This window comes from Mesorhizobium sp. M0166 (assembly GCF_040322255.1).
In the GTDB taxonomy this organism is placed as follows: domain Bacteria; phylum Pseudomonadota; class Alphaproteobacteria; order Rhizobiales; family Rhizobiaceae; genus Mesorhizobium.
The window spans coordinates 58,170-76,497 of the sequence record NZ_JAMYTD010000027.1 but is presented as its reverse complement, the minus strand read 5'-3'; the positions used below and the strand labels follow the sequence as shown (position 1 = coordinate 76,497).

The window sequence follows — 18,328 nt, the reverse complement described above, 5'->3', positions numbered from 1 at the left end:
CCGGCCCCCGCCTTTTTTGACCCCCCCCCGCGGGGGCGCGGCCGCCGCCCCCCCCCCCCCCGCTTCGCGGTGGGCGAGGAACCCAGGTCTTGAGAGGTCGGCGCCCGACCCCCTCTGTCGCCTTCGGCGACATCTCCCCCACTTTGGGTCCCCTTTTGGGGGGAGATGGCAGTTTCGCCGTCCGCGCTTACTTCCTCGCTGGTCAAAATCCTCGCGGCTTGGCACAGTCGGACAAAGAGGAGCCTGTTGATGCCGAAGACCGCCAGTGCGACGAAACCAAAACCCTGGGCCGAGATGGCGACGCATCTGGTCGATGTCGCCATGGGCCGCAAACCCGCCGATCTCGTCATCCGCAACGGGCGCTGGGTCAACGTTCATTCCGGCGAGATCATCGCCGGCACAGACATCGCCATCGCCGGCGGCCGCTTTGCCTATTGCGGGCCGAATGCCAGCCATGCCATCGGCCAGGGCACCAAGGTGGTCGATGCCGGTGGCCGCTATCTGGTGCCGGGGCTTTGCGACGCGCATATGCATGTCGAGAGCGGCATGGTGACGGTGACGGAATTCTGCCGCGCGGTGATCCCGCACGGCACCACCTCGATGTTCATCGATCCGCATGAGATCGCCAATGTGCTCGGCCTGCCGGGCGTGCGGCTGATGCATGACGAGGCCGTCGCCATGCCGGTCAACGTGCTCGTGCAGATGCCGTCCTGCGTGCCCTCCGCCCCGGGGCTCGAGCATGCCGGCGCCGAGCTGACCGTCGCCGACGTTGCCGAGGCGATGACCTGGAAGAACATCATCGGGCTCGGCGAGGTGATGAATTTTCCGGGCGTCGCCGCCAATGATCCGGTGATGTCGGGCGAGATTGCCGCAACCGTGAGGGCCGGCAAGACGGTCGGCGGGCATTATGCCTCGCGTGATCTCGGCCTGCCGTTCCATGGCTATGTCGCCGGCGGCCCGGAGGATGACCACGAAGGCACGCGCGCCGAGGACGCCATCGCCCGCGTCCGCCAGGGCATGAAGGCGATGCTGCGGCTGGGCTCGGCCTGGTACGACGTGGCATCACAGATCAAGGCGGTGACCGAGAGCGGCCTCGACCCGCGCAACTTCATCCTGTGCACCGACGACAGCCATTCCGGCACGCTGGTGCACGAAGGCCATATGGACCGGGTCGTGCGCCACGCCATCAGCCAGGGCTTGAAGCCGGTAACCGCGATCCAGATGGCGACGCTCAACACCGCCCAGCATTTCAAGCTGGAGCGCGAAATCGGCTCGATCGCGCCGGGTCGGCTCGCCGATCTGCTGATCGTCTCCGACCTCGCCGAAATGACCATCGACGAGGTCTATGGCCGCGGCGTCAGGCTGGCCAAGGGCGGCAAGCTCGAGATCGACATTGCGGCCTACGACTATCCGAAGACAGCGAAAAACACCGTCAAGCTCGGCAAGAAACTCAAACCCGGTGATTTCGACATCGCGGCACCCATGGGCGCCAACGAAGTGCGGGTGCGCGTCATCGGCGTCATCGAGAACCAGGCGCCGACGCGGGCGCTCGAGGCCGATCTGCCGGTTGAAGAGGGGCTGGTCGCCATGGACCGCCGCAACGACGTCTGCCAGATAGCGCTGGTCGAGCGCCACAAGGGCACCGGCGGCGTCACCAACGCCTTTGTCTCCGGCTTCGGCTATATCGGCGACTGCGCCATGGCCTCCAGCGTGGCGCACGATGCCCACCACATCATCGTCGTCGGCACCAACAAGCAGGACATGACTCTGGCCGTGAACCGGCTGGGCGAGGTCGGCGGCGGCGTTGTGCTGTTCTCCAAGGGTAAGGAGCTGGCGCTGGTCGAAATGCCGATCGCCGGGCTGATGTCGGACGAGCGCGCCGAAATCGTCGCCGCCAAGGCGGACAAACTCAGCGACGCCATGCGGCAGATGGGCTGCTCGCTGAACAACGCCTACATGCAGCACTCGCTGCTGGCGCTGGTCGTCATCCCGGAGCTCAGAATTTCCGATGTCGGCCTGATCGACGTGACGACGTTTCGGAAGGTCGATCTGTTCGTTTAGCGCCGTCGTGCGGAACTTTTGAGGCTGGAGGGACAGCGCCCCCCTCTGTCCTGCCGGACATCTCCCCCACGAGGGGGGAGATCGGACGTCACCTCGGTTTTCGCCAATCTTCCTCGTCGCAAAAATTGAGCAGAGCGCTGAAGCTGCCAATCTCCCCCCAAGTGGGGGAGATGTCCGGCAGGACAGAGGGGGGCGCGAAGGATTGCTACTTATGCCCGGCAGCCCACGCCGTTGCTCACCCGCCGGTGGCGATGGTCAGCACCTTGAACGGCGTGGTGATGACGATCTCGGCGACCGAGCCGACGGCCTTGCCGAGGCCCTGGCCGAGATTGTCGAGCTGGGCCGGCGCGGTTTCTTCGGAGGCGAGGCCCGCCGGGGCGCGCAGGCGGTCGCCGAGCAGCTGCACCAGAAACGGGTTGTCGGCGAACTTGGCGTGGTTCAGCCGGTCGCCGCCCTTTGTCTTGGTCAGGTCGACCACCGAGACGCCATAGCTGGCGAGGTCGGCCGCGTCGCCATAGTCGCCGACGCGCGGCTTGTCGCCGGAGATCATGGTCGACAGTCTGAGCGCCCGGTCGTCGCCCGAAAGCAGCACGGCGAACGGCTTGTCGGGCTTGCCGTAGCGGATCATCTGCTTCTTGAACACGTCGACGTCGATGTCGGGCGAGGCCAGGATGACGTAGCCGAGCTTGCCGCCGAGGTCGCGGTCGCCGGTGATGGCAAGCTGGCGCAACGCTTCCATCGTCACCCAGGTCCCCATCGAATGGGCAATGATGTCGATGCTCTTGGCGCGGCTCTTGGCGAGCATGCGCAGCGTCGCTTCGAGATCGTCGCGCGCCGCATTGGCGCTTTCCTTGTCGTAGATGTAGCCGGTCGTCTTGCCGCTCGATGCCCACGAAAACAGCACCGGGGTGCCCGGGTATTTGGTGTCGTGCGCGATCTGCGTCAGCCGGTAGATGCCGTCGTCGAAGCCGTTGTTGAAGCCGTGCACGAAAACCAGCGCGCGGTCGCCGCGCATCGCGATATCGGCGCCGACCGCCTTGGCGAATTGCGGGGCGCCTTCGTAGAAGGTGACGCCGGTCGCCGTGAAATCCTTCGCCGGATTGCTGTTGGCCGAGCCCTTGATCCGCTCGATGGCGCCGAGCTGGTGGATTTTGGGCACCGTCACCTCGACATTGGCAAAGCTGGTGGTCGGCGAACGGTCGCCGTCGAACACCTGCCGGGGCTCCTTCGTTGCCCTTTGCCGGGTTGTGGCGACGAAGATCTTATGCGTCGCCGCGATATCGGATGCAGGCACCGTGATCGTCGTCTTGTTGAGCAGATCGTGCGTGTTTTGGCCGGCGCAGCCTGCCAGCGCGAGCGCGAACGCAACGACGAGAAAGATCTTCGAAGGCACGATCACGCGGGCTCCCGCAAGGCGACGTCGAGCCGGAGACGTCTTGGCCCATTCGATAGAGGCAGAGGCCGGCACGGTCCTGTTCAAACTGTTCCGATGGCGCGGCAGTGGTCAACAATGACTGCCGCGCAATGCAGCTATTGTCCGACCGAGGCGATGCGGTCGGTCACCTCGCGGTCGCTGGCGAACCCGTCATCCTCGCGCAGCTTCTGGCCGATCAACTGCACCAATTCCGGATTGTCGGCGAATTTGGTGTGGTTGAAGCGGTCGGCACCCTTGACGCTGGAGAGATCGACGACCGACACGCCATAGCTGGCGAGGTCCGCGGCGTTCTTGTAGTCGCCGACGCGTGGCCGCGCGCCGGCGATCAGGCCGGAGAGCCGCAGCGCCCGGTCGTCGTCGGAGAGCAGCAGGATGAACGGCTTGTCCGGCTTGCCGTAGCGGCGCATCTGGCTCTTGAATACGTCGACGTCGATGTCGGGCGAGGCCAGCACGACGTCGCCGAGTTTGCCGCCGAGATCGCGGTCGCCGGTGATGGCGAGCTGGCGCAGCGCCTCCATGGTCACCCAGGTCCCCAGCGAATGGGCAACGATGTCGATGCGCCGTGCGCCGGTCTGCGCCAGCATTCTCAACGTCACTTCCAGCTGGTCGCGGGCAACGCTGGCGCTTTCCTTGTCGTAGACGTAGTCGGTGGTCTTGGCGCCCGACGCCCAGGAAAACAGCACCGGCGTGCCCGGATAGCCGGAATCATGGGTGATCTGGGTGACGCGGTAGACCGCGTCGTCGAAGCCGGTGTTGTAGCCGTGGACGAAAACCATGACGCGGCCGCCGCGCGCCGCGATGTCGGCACTGAGCGCGCTGGAGAATTTCGGCTGGGTGTCGTATCCGACGACCTCGGAAGCCATGAAGTATTTGGCCGGATCGTCCGACTTGCCGCGCGAGCGCCGCTCGATCTGGCCTGTCTTGTGGATGCCGGGGACGGTGACGTTGACGCGGGCGTAGTTCAGCGTCGCCGAACGCTCGCCGTCGAAGACCTTGTTGGGATCGTCGGAGCGCTTGCGCGTCGTGGCGATGAAGATCGAGTGGTTGCCGGCGATTTCCGTCACCGGCACCGCCATCATGGCGCTGCCGAGCAGTTCCTCGGTTTGGCGGCCGCCGCAGCCGGCGAGCAGCGCAGCAAGGACAATGATGCAAATCGTCTTCAGGGGCACTTAAGCAATTCCACTCCGGCCTAACCAAAGGCCCATCCACCTCCGCCGCACCTCCCGGACAGGCGAAGTGCGGCAGAAGTAAGTCGCAGGCGCTGAAATGCGCTCAGCGCCTCGCGACTGCCATCGCAGTGTTGCGCGAAAGCCAGAACGGCGGCAGGAAGGCCGGGATGTTGGAAAACGGCAGCACTTCCGGCTTCAGCCTTATGCCGAGCACGTCGGTCATGAAGGCGCGGCGCGCCTCGATGCGGCGCCAGGCTTCGGGATAGCGCGCGGCGATCTCTTCGCGCAGCGCCTCGTCGGCCAGCGCGATCCCGTCCTCGATGTTGGTGGTGAAATAATCGGTGCCTGTGGCTGGGATGATGTCGACCTGCAAGGCCATGCCCGACTTCAACCTGATGTCGGAGCCGGAAAATACCGGCGAATGCATCCATTCGTCGATATGGACGAGATGGCCGGGATTGAGCGACACGCCGAAGAAGGGATCGCCGATGCGCTCATGCACCGCTTGCCACAACGCGCTGCCGGGAACGCCGATGCCGACCGTCTCATACCAGTCGACGACGGCGCAGAAATAGGGCGCGACCAATCTCTCGACATAGTCCTGGATGCCCCTCGGAAGCTCGGCCGCGTCCTCGACCAGAAAACCGGCGCGGGCATTGAGTGAGCCCTGGATGCCGTAGGCCATGGTGATCGGGTCGCCGCGCTTGATGATGTCGAGGCGCGGGCTTGGCAGGCCATAGGGCGCCCGCTTGCCGGCCGACAGCATCGGGTGACAGCATTGCGGCAGGCCGTTGATGCCCATCAGCCGCGCCGCCTGCAATTCCGTCATTCCGGGTTCGATGCCTTGCAGCACATTGCGCAGGCCCTGCGAGGAATAGGTCGCGGCGAATTCGAACGCGGCGAGCTGGTCGGCCTCGTTGATGGCGCGCAGGCCGTCGGCAGGGTTCATCAATAGGTTCGCCGCATTGACGATCACGCCCCTATCGCCGGCAAGGCTGCGCAGCGTGTCGGCGATGAAGGACGGCAGGTCGAGCGTCGTTTCGCCAAAACCCGCATCGCCGGGGCCGAACGGTTTCCAGCCGATGGCGCCGATGCGCCGGCCGGCCTTCAGGCCGCAATCGACGAGGATGTCGGCCAGCGCTTGCGAGCGGTCGCGCGGCTGCGCCGGCAGCGAAAACGTCTGGTAGAGCACGCGCTCGTAAGGCCCCTCGCAGATCTCGGCATAGCCCCAGCCCTCATTGCCGACCAGCAGTTTCGGCGACTTGCCGGGAACGATGACCAGCAGCGTCTCCTCGAAGCGCGGGTCGTAGCCGCAGAGATAGGCGACATTGGCCGCATGTTCGCGGTCGCCATAGACGACGAAGGCATCGCACCCGCCGCGCGCGACCAGTGCCGCTATGCGGGCCTCATAGGTGGCGCGCATAACCAGCGGCATCACCGTCGGCTCGCCGAACTCCGGCAGCGAAACGGTTTTCTGGGCCACCGATGCGACAGGCATGAATAGACGCTCCTAACGGCCAACGAAGTTTTGGGAACACCCTTTCGGGGTGGCCGGACAATGGCTTCGCGAGGCCGGATATGCAATAGCGGGACCGAATTCGGCTAGCCTGTGGGGTGCTCTTGCCATGACCAGTTTCTCCTCTCGCGTCGCTGCCGCCGCTGCCGCGATCCGCGAGATCTTTCCGGAAACGCCGCTGCAGGAAAACCACTATCTGTCGAAGAAGACCGGCGCGCGGGTGCTTCTGAAGCGCGAGGACCTGACGCCGGTGCGCTCCTACAAGATCCGCGGCGCCTTCAACTTCTTCCGCAAGACGCTCGCCGCCGGCAACGCTGCCGAGCTGTTCGTCTGCGCTTCGGCCGGCAATCACGCGCAGGGCTTTGCCTTCGTCTGCCGCCATTTCGGCAAAAAGGGCGTTGTCTTCATGCCGGTGACGACGCCGCAGCAGAAGATCGACAAGACGCGGCTGTTCGGCGGCGAATTCGTCGAGATCAGGCTGGTCGGCGATTTCTTCGACGACTGCTACCACGCGGCACTCGAATTCACCGAAACTGCCGGCGCACACATGGTGCCGCCTTTCGACCACAAGGACATCATCGAAGGGCAGGCGACCGTCGCCTACGAGATATCAGGCCAGATGCCCGGCGCGCGCATGGCTGATATCGTCATGCTGCCGGTCGGCGGCGGTGGCCTGGCCGCTGGCGTCACCCATTATTTCGCCGACCAGCACCGCGAGACACGTTTCGTCTTTTGCGAGCCGGCCGGCGCCCCGAGCCTGAGCGAGAGCCTTGCCGCCGGAAAGCGGATCAAGCTCGCCAAGGTCGACAATTTCGTCGACGGCGCAGCGGTGGCCGAGATCGGCCGCGAGCCGCTGCGCCACCTCAGGGAATTTGCCGCCGACACCGTGCGGCTGATCCCGGAAAACCGGCTCTGCGCCACCATGATCGAAATGCTCAATGTCGAAGGCGTCGTGCTGGAGCCGGCCGGCGCGCTGGCGATCGACGCGCTCAAGGATTTTTCCAGGAAGGAAATCAGGGGCAAGACCATCGTTGCCGTGGTGTCAGGCGGCAATTTCGATTTCGAGCGGCTGCCCGATGTGAAGGAACGGGCGCTGCGCTTCGAGGGCTTGAAGAAATACTTCATCATCCGCTTTCCGCAGCGGCCCGGCGCGCTGCGCGATTTCCTCGAATTGCTAGGTCCCGACGACGACATCGCCCGCTTCGAATATCTGAAGAAATCGGCGCGCAATTTCGGTTCGGTGCTGATCGGCATCGAAACCAAGGACCGCCGCAATTTCGACCTGCTCAAGGCGAATTTCGATGCCGAGAGCGTCCATTACCAGGACATCACCGACAACGAGACGCTCGCCGGGTTCATCATATGAGCAGCAACGATCTTCCGAACGCTCCGGCGAAGGTTTTTATCGCGCTGTTTTCCGGCATCAACGTCGGCGGCAACCGCATCGTCAAAATGGCGGAACTCAGGTCATTTTTCGAGCAGCTCGGCTTCTCCGATATCGCCACCTATGTGCAGAGCGGCAACGCCGTCTTCCGGTCGCCAGATTGCGATGCGGCGATGCTGACCAGGCGGTTGGAAGCGGAATTCGAGAAGAAATGGGGGTTCCATTCGCGCATCATGGTGCGCGATCTCGGCTGGCTCGAGCGGCTGGCGGTGGACAATCCCTATCCGGAAGTGGCCGGCGAGCCGACGAAGCTGCACGCCTATGCGCTGGAGCGCCAGCCGACCGCCGAGGAGGTCGCCCGGCTGGCGGAAAAATGCACCGGGCCCGAACGCTTCGAGGTCAAGGGCGACGTGCTCTACCTGCATGCGCCTGACGGGCTCGGCAAATCGGTGTTTGCCAATCTCATCCCGCGGGTTCTGAAGGTGCCTGGCACGGCGCGCAATTGGCGCACCGTGCTGATGCTGCTCGAGATGGCCAAGGCCGGCGGTTGAGGTCGTCTACGCGGCCGGAGCGCGTTTCCAGTCGAATGCCAGCTCTTCACGGAAGGCGAAGCGCTTGATGTGCTCGGCAACGACCGTTTCCAGGCGCTCGAGCGAGCCGGCTTCATCGGTCGTCACCGCAATGTGCAGCGCAGCCTGGTCGGCATCGAGAACCGTGCGGCCGAGCGTCAGATCGATAGCGCCGTGGTTCGCGTCGAATTCGACTGGAAACTTGTGCGCCCAATGTTTGCACAGCTGCTGCAGATAGCGGCTGGCATGTTCGGTGGCGACGTCGACATGGCTGGTCGGCATGAATGAATTCTCCTGGGGAATGCGGACGCGAAAACCGAACCAGGGCCCGTCGACGTCCGTTCAAGATGGCGTGATCGGCTACCAGCTGCCGGTGTTCGGCATCGACGCCCACGGCTCGGCCTTCGGCTTTGCCGGACCTTTCTGCAACAGCTCGATCGAGATGCCGTCCGGCGATTTGACGAACGCCATGTTGCCGTCGCGCGGCGGCCGGTTGATGGTGACGCCATTGTCCATCAGCCGCTGGCAGGTGGCGTAGATGTCGTCGACCTCATAGGCGAGATGGCCGAAATTGCGGCCACCCTTGTAGTCTTCCGGATCCCAATTGTAGGTCAGCTCGACCAGCGGCGCCTTTTCGGAGATGCCGCTCTGCTCGTCTTCGGGCGCTGCGAGAAAGATCAGCGTGTAGCGGCCTTGCTCGTTTTCGTGGCGGCGCACTTCCTTGAGGCCAAGCTTGTTGCAGTAGAAATCGAGCGAGGCATCGATGTCGGCGACGCGGACCATGGTGTGCAGATAGCGCATGATTTCCTCCTTATGTTGCGTTGCGGCGCAACATAGGGGCGGCCCGGCCAAAGGGCAATTGGCCACGCTTGCCGGCGCCGGCAAACGGCAAATCCGCTATTCCTGTACGGAACCGTGAAAAAAGGCACGTCAGGTCTTGCACACACCGGAAGCCGCGGTGTTAATCTGATACCAAGAATCAGTTGCAGTGTTTCTTGAAAAAAGGGGGCGTTCTTATGGGGGAAAAGGCCTCTTTCATGGGGCGGGACGGGGCCGGTAACGATGCGTTGAAGCGGGATGAGAGCGCCGATACGGCCGATCTCGTCGAAATCGCCGGCGCCATCAAATGGTTCGACGTGGCCAAGGGCTACGGTTTCATCCTTCCCGATGATGGTACTTCGGGCGACATCCTCCTCCATGTGACATGCCTTCGAAAGGACGGTTTTCAGACCGCCCTGGAAGGCGCCCGCGTCGTCTGCCTGGTCAAGCAGGGCGAGCGCGGGCTGCAGGCCTTCCGCGTGCTCTCGATGGATGTCTCCACGGCGGTGCATCCGGCGGAGATGCAGGAGCAGCGCACCCATGTCGCGGTGACGCCGGAAAGCGGCCTCGAACGGGCGCTGGTCAAATGGTTCAACCGCACCAAGGGGTTCGGCTTTCTGACCCGAGGTGAGGGCACCGAGGACATTTTCGTCCACATGGAGACGCTGCGCCGCTACGGCATCACCGAACTCCGGCCGGGCCAGGTGGTGCTGGTCCGCTTCGGACGCGGCGACAAAGGCCTTATGGCTGCCGAAATTCACCCCGATATGGGTACCTTGCCGGTCTCGCATTAGTTCCGGTCGAGGATTTCATATGGCTCACAGGAACCGGCTGACGGCGGGCGCGCTATGCGCCGGGATTTTCCTCATCGTCGCCGCAAGTGCGTTCTTCTATTTTCAGCAACCGAGTTCGGCCGACGGCAAGGCGATGATCCTTCCCGTCGATCCGGTGCCGCTGGTCGCGGTGACGAAGGCCGGCGAGCGTTCTTTTTCCGTCGAAATCGCCGACACGCCCGCCGAGCGCGAGGCTGGCCTGATGTTTCGCCGCCACATGGCCGACAATCACGGCATGCTGTTCGTCTTCGGTGCGCCGCAGGATGTGAGCTTCTGGATGAAGAACACGCCGATGCCGCTCGACCTGGTCTTCGTCGGCCAAGACGGCCGGATCCGGGCGATCAAGCAAGGCGAGCCGCAGTCGGAGGCGATCATCTCGCCGGACGAGCCGGTGCGCTTCGTACTCGAGCTCAAGGCAGGCACCGCCGCCAAAAAGGGCCTTAAGGACGGCGACCTGCTGCGCCATCCGGCCATCGGCACGGCGCCCGGGCCGGCCATGCCGCCGCCCGACAAGGGCGATGCGCCGAATGTCGATTCCGACTGAACGGACAGGATCTTCGGCCGATGCAGTTCTTCTCCCATGACGGTTTCGACCTTGCTTTCCTTGACCGCCAGCCGGCATCGGGGCAGGGCGATCCTGTCCTGATGATCCACGGCTTCGCCTCGAGCCATTACGTCAACTGGGTGTCGCCCGGCTGGTTCAAGACGCTGAACGATGCCGGCTACCGTGCCATCGCCTTTGATAATCGCGGCCATGGCTCGTCGTCGAAGAGCTATGACGAAGCAGACTACACGCCGGCAAAAATGGCGTCTGACGCGGCAGCGCTCTTGAACCATCTCGGCGTCGAACGCGCCCATGTCATGGGCTATTCGATGGGCGCGCGCATATCGGCCTTCCTGGCGCTCTCCGACCCGGACAAGGTGGCGACACTGGTCTTCGGCGGGCTCGGCATCGGCATGGTCGACGGTGTCGGCGACTGGGATCCGATAGCCGACGCCCTCCTGGCCGAGGACCCCGCAGGCACCAGCGACCCGCGCGGCCGCTCGTTCCGTGCCTTCGCCGACCAGACCCGCAGCGATCGTCGGGCGCTCGCCGCCTGCATCGCCACCTCGCGCGAATTGCTGAGCGAGGCCGACATCGCCCGCATTGCCCAGCCGACGCTGATCGCCGTCGGCACCAAGGACGACATCGGCGGCTCGCCGGATGAACTCGCCGCTCTGATGCCCAACGCCAGGGCTTTTCACGTCGAAGGCCGCGACCACATGCTGGCGGTCGGGGACAAGACCTTCAAGCAGCGCGTGCTGGAGTTTTATGCCGACCATCCGCTTTGATGGAATGGCTCCCCAAAAGCGGCCATTGGCCCTGAAGCTGGGGTTCTTAGCGGTTTTGCAACGATACAGGAATAAATAAGGCGCGACGCGTGGATCGGTTCAAACCCACCACGCGCTGAACGAGGGGCAGGGGGGTACGATGGCACAATGGGGAAGAAGCGACGCCGCTTTGCCGGGCGTCGTTACGAAAAGCACGTTCGGCGAATGGTCCGTTGTTCTAGCGCTGGCCGCATTGGCGACAGGGGCGATTGCGATCACCGCGTTGATAGCAATGCCGAGCGACGCCTCCCCACTGCTCCAGAACAGTGCGACGGGCTTCTTCGCTGCGGTATTTTTCGTGGCCGGGCCTTTGGCACATCTTACCGGCGCGGTCTTCGGGCTGATGGCGCTTGGGCGCCAGAACGACAATCGTGTGCTCGGCCTGGCTGGCATCGTGGTCAACGGCGCGTCGCTGGCGGCCGGGGTGTTCATGCTGTGGGCAATGGCATCGACTTTTGGCGCTTTCACCTGATCTCGGCAAACCTCCGGCAGGCAAGCGATCGACGTGACCCCTCAGCTTCAAATCTGCGCGAGTTGCCATGGTCGATCTTCTGGTCACCTATCTGGAGATGACCGAGCCGCCGTCCGGCGGCGGCTTTGCCGCTCCCGAGCCGGGCGCGGCAGTGATGCGCGAAACGCTTGGCGTCGCTGACTACGTCAGCCTGTGCCGCGCTGTTGGCGAGCCTGTGCAATGGGATCAGCGGCTGCGCATGCCCTTGGGCGACCTCGAGCGCCTTCTCGCCAGCCCGTCGACGCATATCCACGTCCTGCGTGTCGATGGCGAAGTCGCCGGCCTGTGCGAATTCACGGGCGTCGGCCAGCCGGTTGTCGAATTGGCTCATTTCGGGGTCGTTCCGGCTCTTCAGGGCCGCAAGCTTGGGCCGTACCTGCTCGACCGGGCGCTGCGCGCCGTCTGGTCGCATGAACCCGAAAGGGTCTGGCTGCACACCGACACCCACGATCATCCGGGGGCGCGATCTGTCTACGGGCGAGCCGGTTTCAAGGCCTATGCGCAACGCATGGAGACGTTTCCGGATTAAGGTTTGTCTGGGCTGAGTTTATCGCCAAGCGTCCTGAGCGACCGCGCCATGTTATGCCGGGCCTGGGTTTCGAAGCGCCGGCGGAATTCCTCGCTGTGGAAGATATGCTGACGCGCGAGGAACCCCTTTAGCACAGCGGCACGGCCGGCCCGCCACATCGGCTCATCGACCCACTGATATTCGCGGCGGACCGCCTGTTCGTAAGCGTCGAACACGTCAGGCGCGGCACCCAGGATCGCCAGGTCCATGTCGAGGAACAGCGCCGCGTCACGAACCGAATGGTGGTCGCCAAGGGGCGGCAATTCGTGGCCGGCGGTCGCAGTGATCATCGCCGCGATGCGGCCGAGGCGTTGTGCGTCGGTGCGGCCGGCGAGCTTCTCCTCGGCAAGTGCGGCGCTCCTCGCCTCATTGTCCTTGCCGCGGCTGTCGTAGATCGCATCGTGGAACCAGATCGCCGCTTCGACTGCTTCAGGATCATGCAGCAACGCCTTGTAATCATTGGCCAGCGCCAGCATCGCCTCGATGTGGCCAAGGTCGTGGTAATGGCGATCTTCGGCCTCATAGAGCGCGGAAAGCTCGCGCTTCAGGGTCTCGTCCATCAAGGTTGCGTTTTCCATGGCTGCTTGAAATTCCGCGAACCAAATCCATTTGACGAAGCACTAAGGAAAATTGAGTTCACCCGTGCTATGATCTGGCTTATAGGTGCGGCCGGAGAATAGGCAAGCCGCCAAGCCGAGACATTGGATGGCCGAGACATTGGATGGCCGGAGACATCAGATGAACAGCGTTACGATTTCCCGTCCCACCAGGGTGCAGCCGGTAGATCCGATCTGGCGTTCGATCCGCGACGAAGCGATGGAAGCGGTCAACCGCGATCCGCTGCTGGCGGCGTTCCTCTATTCGACCATCCTCAATCAGGAAAACCTGGAGGAAGCGGTTATCCACCGGCTGGCCGAGCGCCTCGCCCACCAGGACATCGGCTCCGACCTCATCCGCCAGACGTTCAAGGCGATGGCGGCCGACGACAAGGACTGGTCGACGACGGTGCGCGTCGATATCCAGGCTTATTACGACCGCGATCCGGCCTGCGACCGCTTCATCATGCCGGTGCTCTACTTCAAGGGTTTTCATGCCATCCAGACGCACCGGCTGGCGCATTGGCTGTGGAACCAGGGCCGCCAGGATTTCGCGCTGTATCTGCAGAGCCGGTCGTCCTCGGTGTTCCAGACCGACATCAATCCGGCAGCCCGGATCGGCAAGGGCATCTTCCTCGACCACGCCACAGGCCTCGTCGTCGGCCAGACGGCGGTAATCGAGGACGACGTGTCGATCCTGCACGGCGTCACGCTGGGCGGCACCGGCAAGGCCGGCGGCGACCGCCATCCCAAGATCCGCTACGGCGTGCTGATCGGCGCCGGCGCCAAGATCCTCGGCAACATCGAGATCGGCCATTGCTCGAAGATCGCGGCCGGGTCGGTGGTGCTGTCGCCGGTACCGCACAACAAGACGGTTGCCGGCGTGCCGGCCCGCGTCGTCGGCGAGACCGGCTGCGACCAGCCCTCGCGGCAGATGGACCAGCTGTTGCCATCGCAGACGATGGACCACGTCGTCAGCTTCGACATCTGAGCGCTCGGGCAGGGGGCTGAATTCCTGCCCCCCTATGCCGGCTTGCCTTTACATGGCCATTGTCGACGTGCCAGAAGCGCGCTCACCAATGCATGTCGCCCAAAAGTGCCCAGCGGTTTTGGGATAGCGACATGCATGAAGCAAGATTTAAAGCGCGTCGCATCGGTCTCTTCAGACGCGACGCACTTGAGCAAGCGACGATCGGAGAAGACTGTTGAAGCCGGACGAAATCAGAAAGCTGGACGCCTATTTCAAGCGCACCTTCCAGAACCCCAAACTCGAAGTGAAGGCGCGGCCGCGCAAGGAAGATTCGGCCGAGGTCTATGTCGGCGACGAGTTCCTCGGCATCGTCTTCAAGGACGAGGACGACGGCGACTATAATTTCTCGATGGCGATCCTCGACATCGATCTGGCCTGAGCCGGGAATTTAGCTGGCCGCTACGCCTCGAGCGCTGCGACGGTACGGAACCTTGAGACGCCGGCGGGACGGCGCCCCCCTCTGGCCTGCCCTCTTTGCGACTACTTGGCATCTCCCCCACGAAGGGGGAGATTGGCAGCTTCGGCGCTGCACTCCTCCTGCACCATTGGAGATTGGCGAAAGCCAAGATGACGGCCGATCTCCCCCCTCGTGGGGGAGAAGTGGTCGTAAGAGGGCAGGACAGAGAGGGGCGCGAAGGATCGCTACGGAACGGCTCGTTTCGTTGCTTACCGCCCGGTCTTCAGCACACGCGCTGCCTCGTCCGAAATCGCCGCGTCGAGCGCCTGCCAGTCGCCCAGGAATTCCCGGGGGAAGCGGTAGGTGAGGCTGAGATTGTCGCCGACCAGGATGTCGCGTTCGCAGGGCGCTAGCGATTCGTCCGCGCTCGGGCCGCTCAGGCAGCGTGCAACGAACGGATCCTTGCCGGGGCGGTCGGCGACCGCCAGCACTTCGTTGAGATAGCCTGATTTTTCGCTGAAGGCGTAAAGCAGCGTGCCGCCAGGGCCGGGCGTACCCGGCTTGGCGATCAGCGCGCTGTAGATCGGCGCGAAGCGGCCGCTCATATCGCGCGACATCATCTGCGGCTCGAACGACAGGAAGACGATGTCCTTGCTGGGTCCGGTGTGGTTGAAGTCGCTGCGGGCAGCCTCGCTGTAGCCGTCCATCTCGGGATAGCGCAGATAGAGGTCGAGCCGCGAGGCGATGCCGTCGCGCCGGGCCTGGGCAAAGCGGATGACATTGGCCGGCACGGCGATGACGTTGTTGCCGATGACGACCTTGTGGATCGTGGTGTCGTCGGTATACCCGGCCATGGCGATCGAGCGGCCGAACCATTTGCCGCCAAGGCTGATCGCCACCGAAAGCAGCGCTAGCGTTGCGAACGCATAAAACACCCGCTTCATCAGCGTCGAATCGACGACGCTGAGTTGCGGGCCTTCTGTGGCGGCTGCCTGCTTCATCGCGACCCTCGTTTGCCGTCCCATCGGCTGTACCTGAACGACACATCTCGGCGCGGCACGGCTCTTGCTTCGCAGCTTTTGCAGGCGACTGTGCGATTTCATGGTAAACGGAGGGTAAAGATGGGTCCGGTCGAACAAATCATATTCAGTTTTATGGCTGGGCTGACGGCTTGCGGCCTGGTCGGATCGGCGATGGAGCTGGTCGCCGGCCGCAAGCTTGCCTTCGTCCAGCCCTACGTATCATCGAAGCACATGCTGCGCTCGCTCGCCGCGACGGCTTGCGCCGGGCCGCTGATGTTCGCCAACGAGGCGCTAGACGCCTGGCGCGAGCGTCGCATCTCGGTGCTGGGGCTGATCTCCTGCGGCTGTACGGCGACCATCTGGGCGCTGGCACTGGGCATGGTGGTGATCGCCATTGCGTCCTGGGCGGCTTCGCTTCTAGGGTCTGGCAGCTTGTCGGTGTGAGACGATCTGGAGACAGCAATGCCGATCTACGCGATTGACGGAAAAGCGCCCGCTTTCGAGGACGCCGACAGCAACTGGATCGCGCCCGACGCCACTCTGATCGGCAATATCAGGATCGGCCGCAATGCCGGCTTCTGGTTCGGCGTCGTCGTCCGTTGCGACGACGAGCCGATCGTCATCGGCGCCGACACCAACGTGCAGGAGCACACAATCATGCACACCGATGCCGGCTTTCCGCTGACCGTCGGCCAAGGCTGCACGATCGGCCACCGTGCCCTGCTGCATGGCTGCACGATCGGCGACAACAGCCTGATCGGCATGGGCGCCATCGTGCTGAACGGCGTGAAGATCGGCAATAACTCGCTGGTCGGCGCCGGTGCGCTGGTCACCGAAGGCAAGAAATTTCCCGACAATTCGCTGATCGTCGGCTCGCCCGCGCGTGTTGTCAGGATGCTCGACGAGGCCGCAATCGCCAGGCTGCGCGCCTCGGCCGCGCACTATGTGGCAAACGGCCGGCGGTTCAGGGCGGGGCTGAAGAAGGTCTAGCCGACCCAGAAATGGTGGAGCCGGGCCTTAGGATACCGAAAGCATAGCCCCTTCCAAGTCAAACCGGCTGGGCGGTCGGCCGGAACAAGATCTCGTTGATGTCGACGTCCTCGGGCTCGTTGATCGCGAAGGCGACCGTGCGGGCAAACGTATCTGGCCCCACGGCGATCTTGCTCACGAAGTCCCTGGTGCCCTGCTGGATATCCTGCTCGCTGATATGCTCGAGCAACTCTGTGCTGACAGCGCCCGGCGAGATCACGGTGGTGCGGATATTGTAGGGTTTGACCTCTTTCCGCAGACCCTCGGACAGCGCACGCACGGCGAACTTGGTGGCGCAATAGACCGCCGCACCCGGGTCGACAACATGGCCGTATACGGACGAGACATTGATGATGTGCCCCGATCGCTGCTCCTTCATGTACGGAAGCGCGGCCGCGATGCCGTAAAGGACGCCCTTGATGTTGACGTCGATCATCCGGTCCCATTCATCGACCTTGAGCCGTTCGAGCGGGGCCAACGGCATGAGGCCCGCATTGTTGAGCATCACGTCGATGCGGCCGAATTCCCGGACCGCCGTGTTCACCAGGTTCTGGACCTGGCCGGCGTCGGTGACGTCTGTAGTGACGGCCTTGGATTTGAGCCCAGCGCCGGTCAGTTCCTGGACAAGCGCGTCGATGCGGTGTGACCGGCGTGCACCCAGGACGACGGAAGCGCCTCGTGCGGCAAGATGGCGTGCCGTCGCTTCACCGAGGCCACTGCTGGCACCGGTGATGACGACGACCTTGTTCTCGATTCCTTCGGACATGAGATTCTCCTAGACAAGAATTGAAAGAGTTCAGGTGCGGGGGCCGGCCGAGGCGGCGAGCAAGGCCGAGCCCGTGAGCAGGACGGCGGCCAGAAGGAAGGCGCTCCACCAGCCGGCCACGTCGAACAGCAGGCCTCCTGCAATAGCGCCGCCCGCGATCGCGAGCTGGATCAGGGCGACCTGCAGTCCGCCCCCGGCCTCCAGGTCTTCAGGGATGAGCGTGCTCATCCAGGTGTTCCACGCCACCGGGATCGGGGTCGCGAACAGTCCCCAAAGAACCAGCAGGGCGGCCGTGGCGCGTGCAAACGGTCCAAAGGCAATCAGCAGTAGAGCGAAGACCGCGAGTGCACTCGGCAGCCCGATCAGCACGGCTGTGAGGTGCCGCCGGAGTATGAGGCCGATGATCGACAGTCCCGCCACGCCACCGAGGCCGACGCCCAACAGAGCCATTGAGAGGGTGTTGACCTCGAGGCCCGTCACGTTTTCCAGAAACGGCCGCAGATAGATCGAGAGCGCGTTCTGCCCGATGAAAGCGAGCCCGGTCGCGCCCATGCCGATGGCGAATCTGCGATTCCGCAGCAGGCCGAACATGCTCGATACCGAGGCGACCTCCATCGGCGGCATCTTCGGGAGAATAGCCAACTGCCACACGAGCGCCGCAAGGCCGATGGGGACGGTGACGAAAAAGGTTGCCCGCCATCCGATCAGCGATCCGAGGAAGCTGCCGACGGGCGCGGCGATGACCAATGCGAAGGCAGTGCCGCCCTGGAGCAAGGCAATGGCCTTGGGCAGGTCGGGTCCCGCGGCCAGGCGGGCCAGAATGGCCGTCGACAGTGACCAGAAACCACCGATCGCGATGCCGACCAGCGCCCGCCCGGCCAGGAAGACCAGGAAGTTGGGAGCAAGCGCCACCGCCAGGCTCGATGCGGCCAGCACTGCCGTATAGAGCAGAACCACCGTCCGTCGATCGACGTTTCGCAACAGCGAATTGCCCAAGAGGCTGGTAACCACGGCGAAGAATCCGGATACCGCGATTGCCTGGCCTGCCTGACCCTCGGAGACGACCAGATCCTGAGCGATCGGGGTGAGCAGGCTCACCGGCAGGAACTCCAGTCCGACCAGAAGGAAGGTCAGCAGCGACAGGCAGACCACCGCAGACCATGGGGTCGTCGTGCTGTCAGTTGCGGCGGCCTCGCCCAGCGCGAAATCAATGGCCATAAGGCAGTCTCCTGTCCGTTGCCGAACTCAGTAG

General features: G+C 63.9%; 21 protein-coding genes. 12 read left to right on the top strand and 9 right to left on the bottom strand.

Features of this window, described 5'->3' with window-relative positions; translation table 11 throughout:
• Positions 1-249: 249 nt before the first annotated feature.
• Complete coding sequence (gene ade, locus NKJ46_RS24630; RefSeq protein WP_352668296.1) at positions 250-2,061, top strand: adenine deaminase; 1,812 nt, start codon at positions 250-252, stop codon at positions 2,059-2,061.
• A 235-nt stretch (positions 2,062-2,296) separates the two neighbouring features.
• On the opposite strand, the gene NKJ46_RS24625 is transcribed toward ade, so the two are convergent.
• The 3 genes from NKJ46_RS24625 to NKJ46_RS24615 form a co-directional block, all read right to left on the bottom strand.
• Complete coding sequence (locus NKJ46_RS24625) at positions 2,297-3,460, bottom strand: alpha/beta hydrolase (RefSeq protein ID WP_352668293.1); 1,164 nt, start codon at positions 3,458-3,460, stop codon at positions 2,297-2,299.
• Positions 3,461-3,591: 131 nt separating this feature from the next.
• Positions 3,592-4,665 (bottom strand): alpha/beta hydrolase, encoded by a 1,074-nt coding sequence (locus tag NKJ46_RS24620; RefSeq protein WP_292657769.1) that lies wholly within the window; start codon positions 4,663-4,665, stop codon positions 3,592-3,594.
• 103 nt (positions 4,666-4,768) lie between these two features.
• Positions 4,769-6,163 carry a hypothetical protein gene (locus tag NKJ46_RS24615; RefSeq protein ID WP_352668292.1) on the bottom strand — a complete coding sequence of 465 codons (1,395 nt, stop codon included), beginning with the start codon at positions 6,161-6,163 and terminating at the stop codon, positions 4,769-4,771.
• A gap of 127 nt (positions 6,164-6,290) precedes the next feature.
• Between NKJ46_RS24615 and ilvA the strand changes: the two genes are divergently transcribed.
• Entirely contained in the window at positions 6,291-7,547 is a 1,257-nt protein-coding gene (ilvA, locus tag NKJ46_RS24610) for a threonine ammonia-lyase IlvA (RefSeq protein WP_352668290.1), read from the top strand.
• Complete coding sequence (locus NKJ46_RS24605) at positions 7,544-8,116, top strand: DUF1697 domain-containing protein (RefSeq protein WP_352668287.1); 573 nt, start codon at positions 7,544-7,546, stop codon at positions 8,114-8,116. Before ilvA ends, NKJ46_RS24605 begins: the two co-directional genes overlap by 4 nt.
• A 6-nt stretch (positions 8,117-8,122) precedes the next feature.
• Here the strand turns inward: NKJ46_RS24605 and NKJ46_RS24600 are convergent, their stop codons facing one another.
• Positions 8,123-8,416: a DUF2218 domain-containing protein gene (locus tag NKJ46_RS24600; RefSeq protein ID WP_352668285.1), complete on the bottom strand. Its 294-nt coding sequence runs from the start codon at positions 8,414-8,416 to the stop codon at positions 8,123-8,125.
• A gap of 78 nt (positions 8,417-8,494) precedes the next feature.
• Positions 8,495-8,935 carry a lactoylglutathione lyase gene (gloA, locus tag NKJ46_RS24595; RefSeq protein WP_023674793.1) on the bottom strand — a complete coding sequence of 147 codons (441 nt, stop codon included), beginning with the start codon at positions 8,933-8,935 and terminating at the stop codon, positions 8,495-8,497.
• 215 nt (positions 8,936-9,150) lie between these two features.
• Between gloA and NKJ46_RS24590 the strand changes: the two genes are divergently transcribed.
• The 5 genes from NKJ46_RS24590 (at position 9,151) to NKJ46_RS24570 (ending at position 12,197) form a co-directional block, all read left to right on the top strand.
• Entirely contained in the window at positions 9,151-9,747 is a 597-nt protein-coding gene (locus NKJ46_RS24590; RefSeq protein ID WP_502903448.1) for a cold-shock protein, read from the top strand.
• Positions 9,748-9,766: 19 nt separating this feature from the next.
• Positions 9,767-10,330, top strand: coding sequence for a DUF192 domain-containing protein (locus NKJ46_RS24585; RefSeq protein WP_352668281.1), 564 nt, complete (start codon positions 9,767-9,769; stop codon positions 10,328-10,330).
• 20 nt (positions 10,331-10,350) lie between these two features.
• Positions 10,351-11,118 (top strand): alpha/beta fold hydrolase, encoded by a 768-nt coding sequence (locus NKJ46_RS24580; RefSeq protein WP_352668279.1) that lies wholly within the window; start codon positions 10,351-10,353, stop codon positions 11,116-11,118.
• Between the two features lie 139 nt (positions 11,119-11,257).
• Entirely contained in the window at positions 11,258-11,629 is a 372-nt protein-coding gene (locus NKJ46_RS24575; protein ID WP_352668276.1) for a hypothetical protein, read from the top strand.
• A gap of 67 nt (positions 11,630-11,696) precedes the next feature.
• Positions 11,697-12,197: a GNAT family N-acetyltransferase gene (locus NKJ46_RS24570; protein WP_352668275.1), complete on the top strand. Its 501-nt coding sequence runs from the start codon at positions 11,697-11,699 to the stop codon at positions 12,195-12,197.
• Here the strand turns inward: NKJ46_RS24570 and NKJ46_RS24565 are convergent.
• Positions 12,194-12,814: an HD domain-containing protein gene (locus NKJ46_RS24565; protein WP_352668273.1), complete on the bottom strand. Its 621-nt coding sequence runs from the start codon at positions 12,812-12,814 to the stop codon at positions 12,194-12,196. The genes NKJ46_RS24570 and NKJ46_RS24565 overlap by 4 nt on opposite strands.
• A gap of 160 nt (positions 12,815-12,974) precedes the next feature.
• Between NKJ46_RS24565 and cysE the strand changes: the two genes are divergently transcribed.
• Positions 12,975-13,823 carry a serine O-acetyltransferase gene (gene cysE / locus NKJ46_RS24560; protein WP_023717455.1) on the top strand — a complete coding sequence of 283 codons (849 nt, stop codon included), beginning with the start codon at positions 12,975-12,977 and terminating at the stop codon, positions 13,821-13,823.
• A 214-nt stretch (positions 13,824-14,037) separates the two neighbouring features.
• Complete coding sequence (locus NKJ46_RS24555) at positions 14,038-14,241, top strand: DUF3126 family protein (RefSeq protein WP_023674799.1); 204 nt, start codon at positions 14,038-14,040, stop codon at positions 14,239-14,241.
• Between the two features lie 287 nt (positions 14,242-14,528).
• Here the strand turns inward: NKJ46_RS24555 and NKJ46_RS24550 are convergent, their stop codons facing one another.
• Positions 14,529-15,260, bottom strand: a complete 732-nt coding sequence (locus NKJ46_RS24550) for a hypothetical protein (RefSeq protein ID WP_352668272.1) — start codon at positions 15,258-15,260, stop codon at positions 14,529-14,531.
• Positions 15,261-15,380: 120 nt separating this feature from the next.
• Between NKJ46_RS24550 and NKJ46_RS24545 the strand changes: the two genes are divergently transcribed.
• Together NKJ46_RS24545 and NKJ46_RS24540 are read left to right on the top strand one after the other, a co-directional pair.
• Positions 15,381-15,725, top strand: coding sequence for a DUF6949 family protein (locus NKJ46_RS24545; RefSeq protein WP_352668269.1), 345 nt, complete (start codon positions 15,381-15,383; stop codon positions 15,723-15,725).
• 18 nt (positions 15,726-15,743) lie between these two features.
• The gene (locus NKJ46_RS24540) at positions 15,744-16,271 is read left to right on the top strand and encodes a gamma carbonic anhydrase family protein (RefSeq protein ID WP_352668267.1); all 528 of its coding nucleotides are present in this window, start codon (positions 15,744-15,746) and stop codon (positions 16,269-16,271) included.
• A gap of 58 nt (positions 16,272-16,329) precedes the next feature.
• Here the strand turns inward: NKJ46_RS24540 and NKJ46_RS24535 are convergent, their stop codons facing one another.
• Together NKJ46_RS24535 and NKJ46_RS24530 are read right to left on the bottom strand one after the other, a co-directional pair.
• Positions 16,330-17,076, bottom strand: coding sequence for an SDR family oxidoreductase (locus NKJ46_RS24535; protein ID WP_352668265.1), 747 nt, complete (start codon positions 17,074-17,076; stop codon positions 16,330-16,332).
• Between the two features lie 30 nt (positions 17,077-17,106).
• A complete protein-coding gene (locus NKJ46_RS24530; RefSeq protein ID WP_352668263.1) occupies positions 17,107-18,294 on the bottom strand; it encodes an MFS transporter in 1,188 nt (395 codons plus the stop codon).
• Between the last annotated feature and the right edge of the window lie 34 nt (positions 18,295-18,328).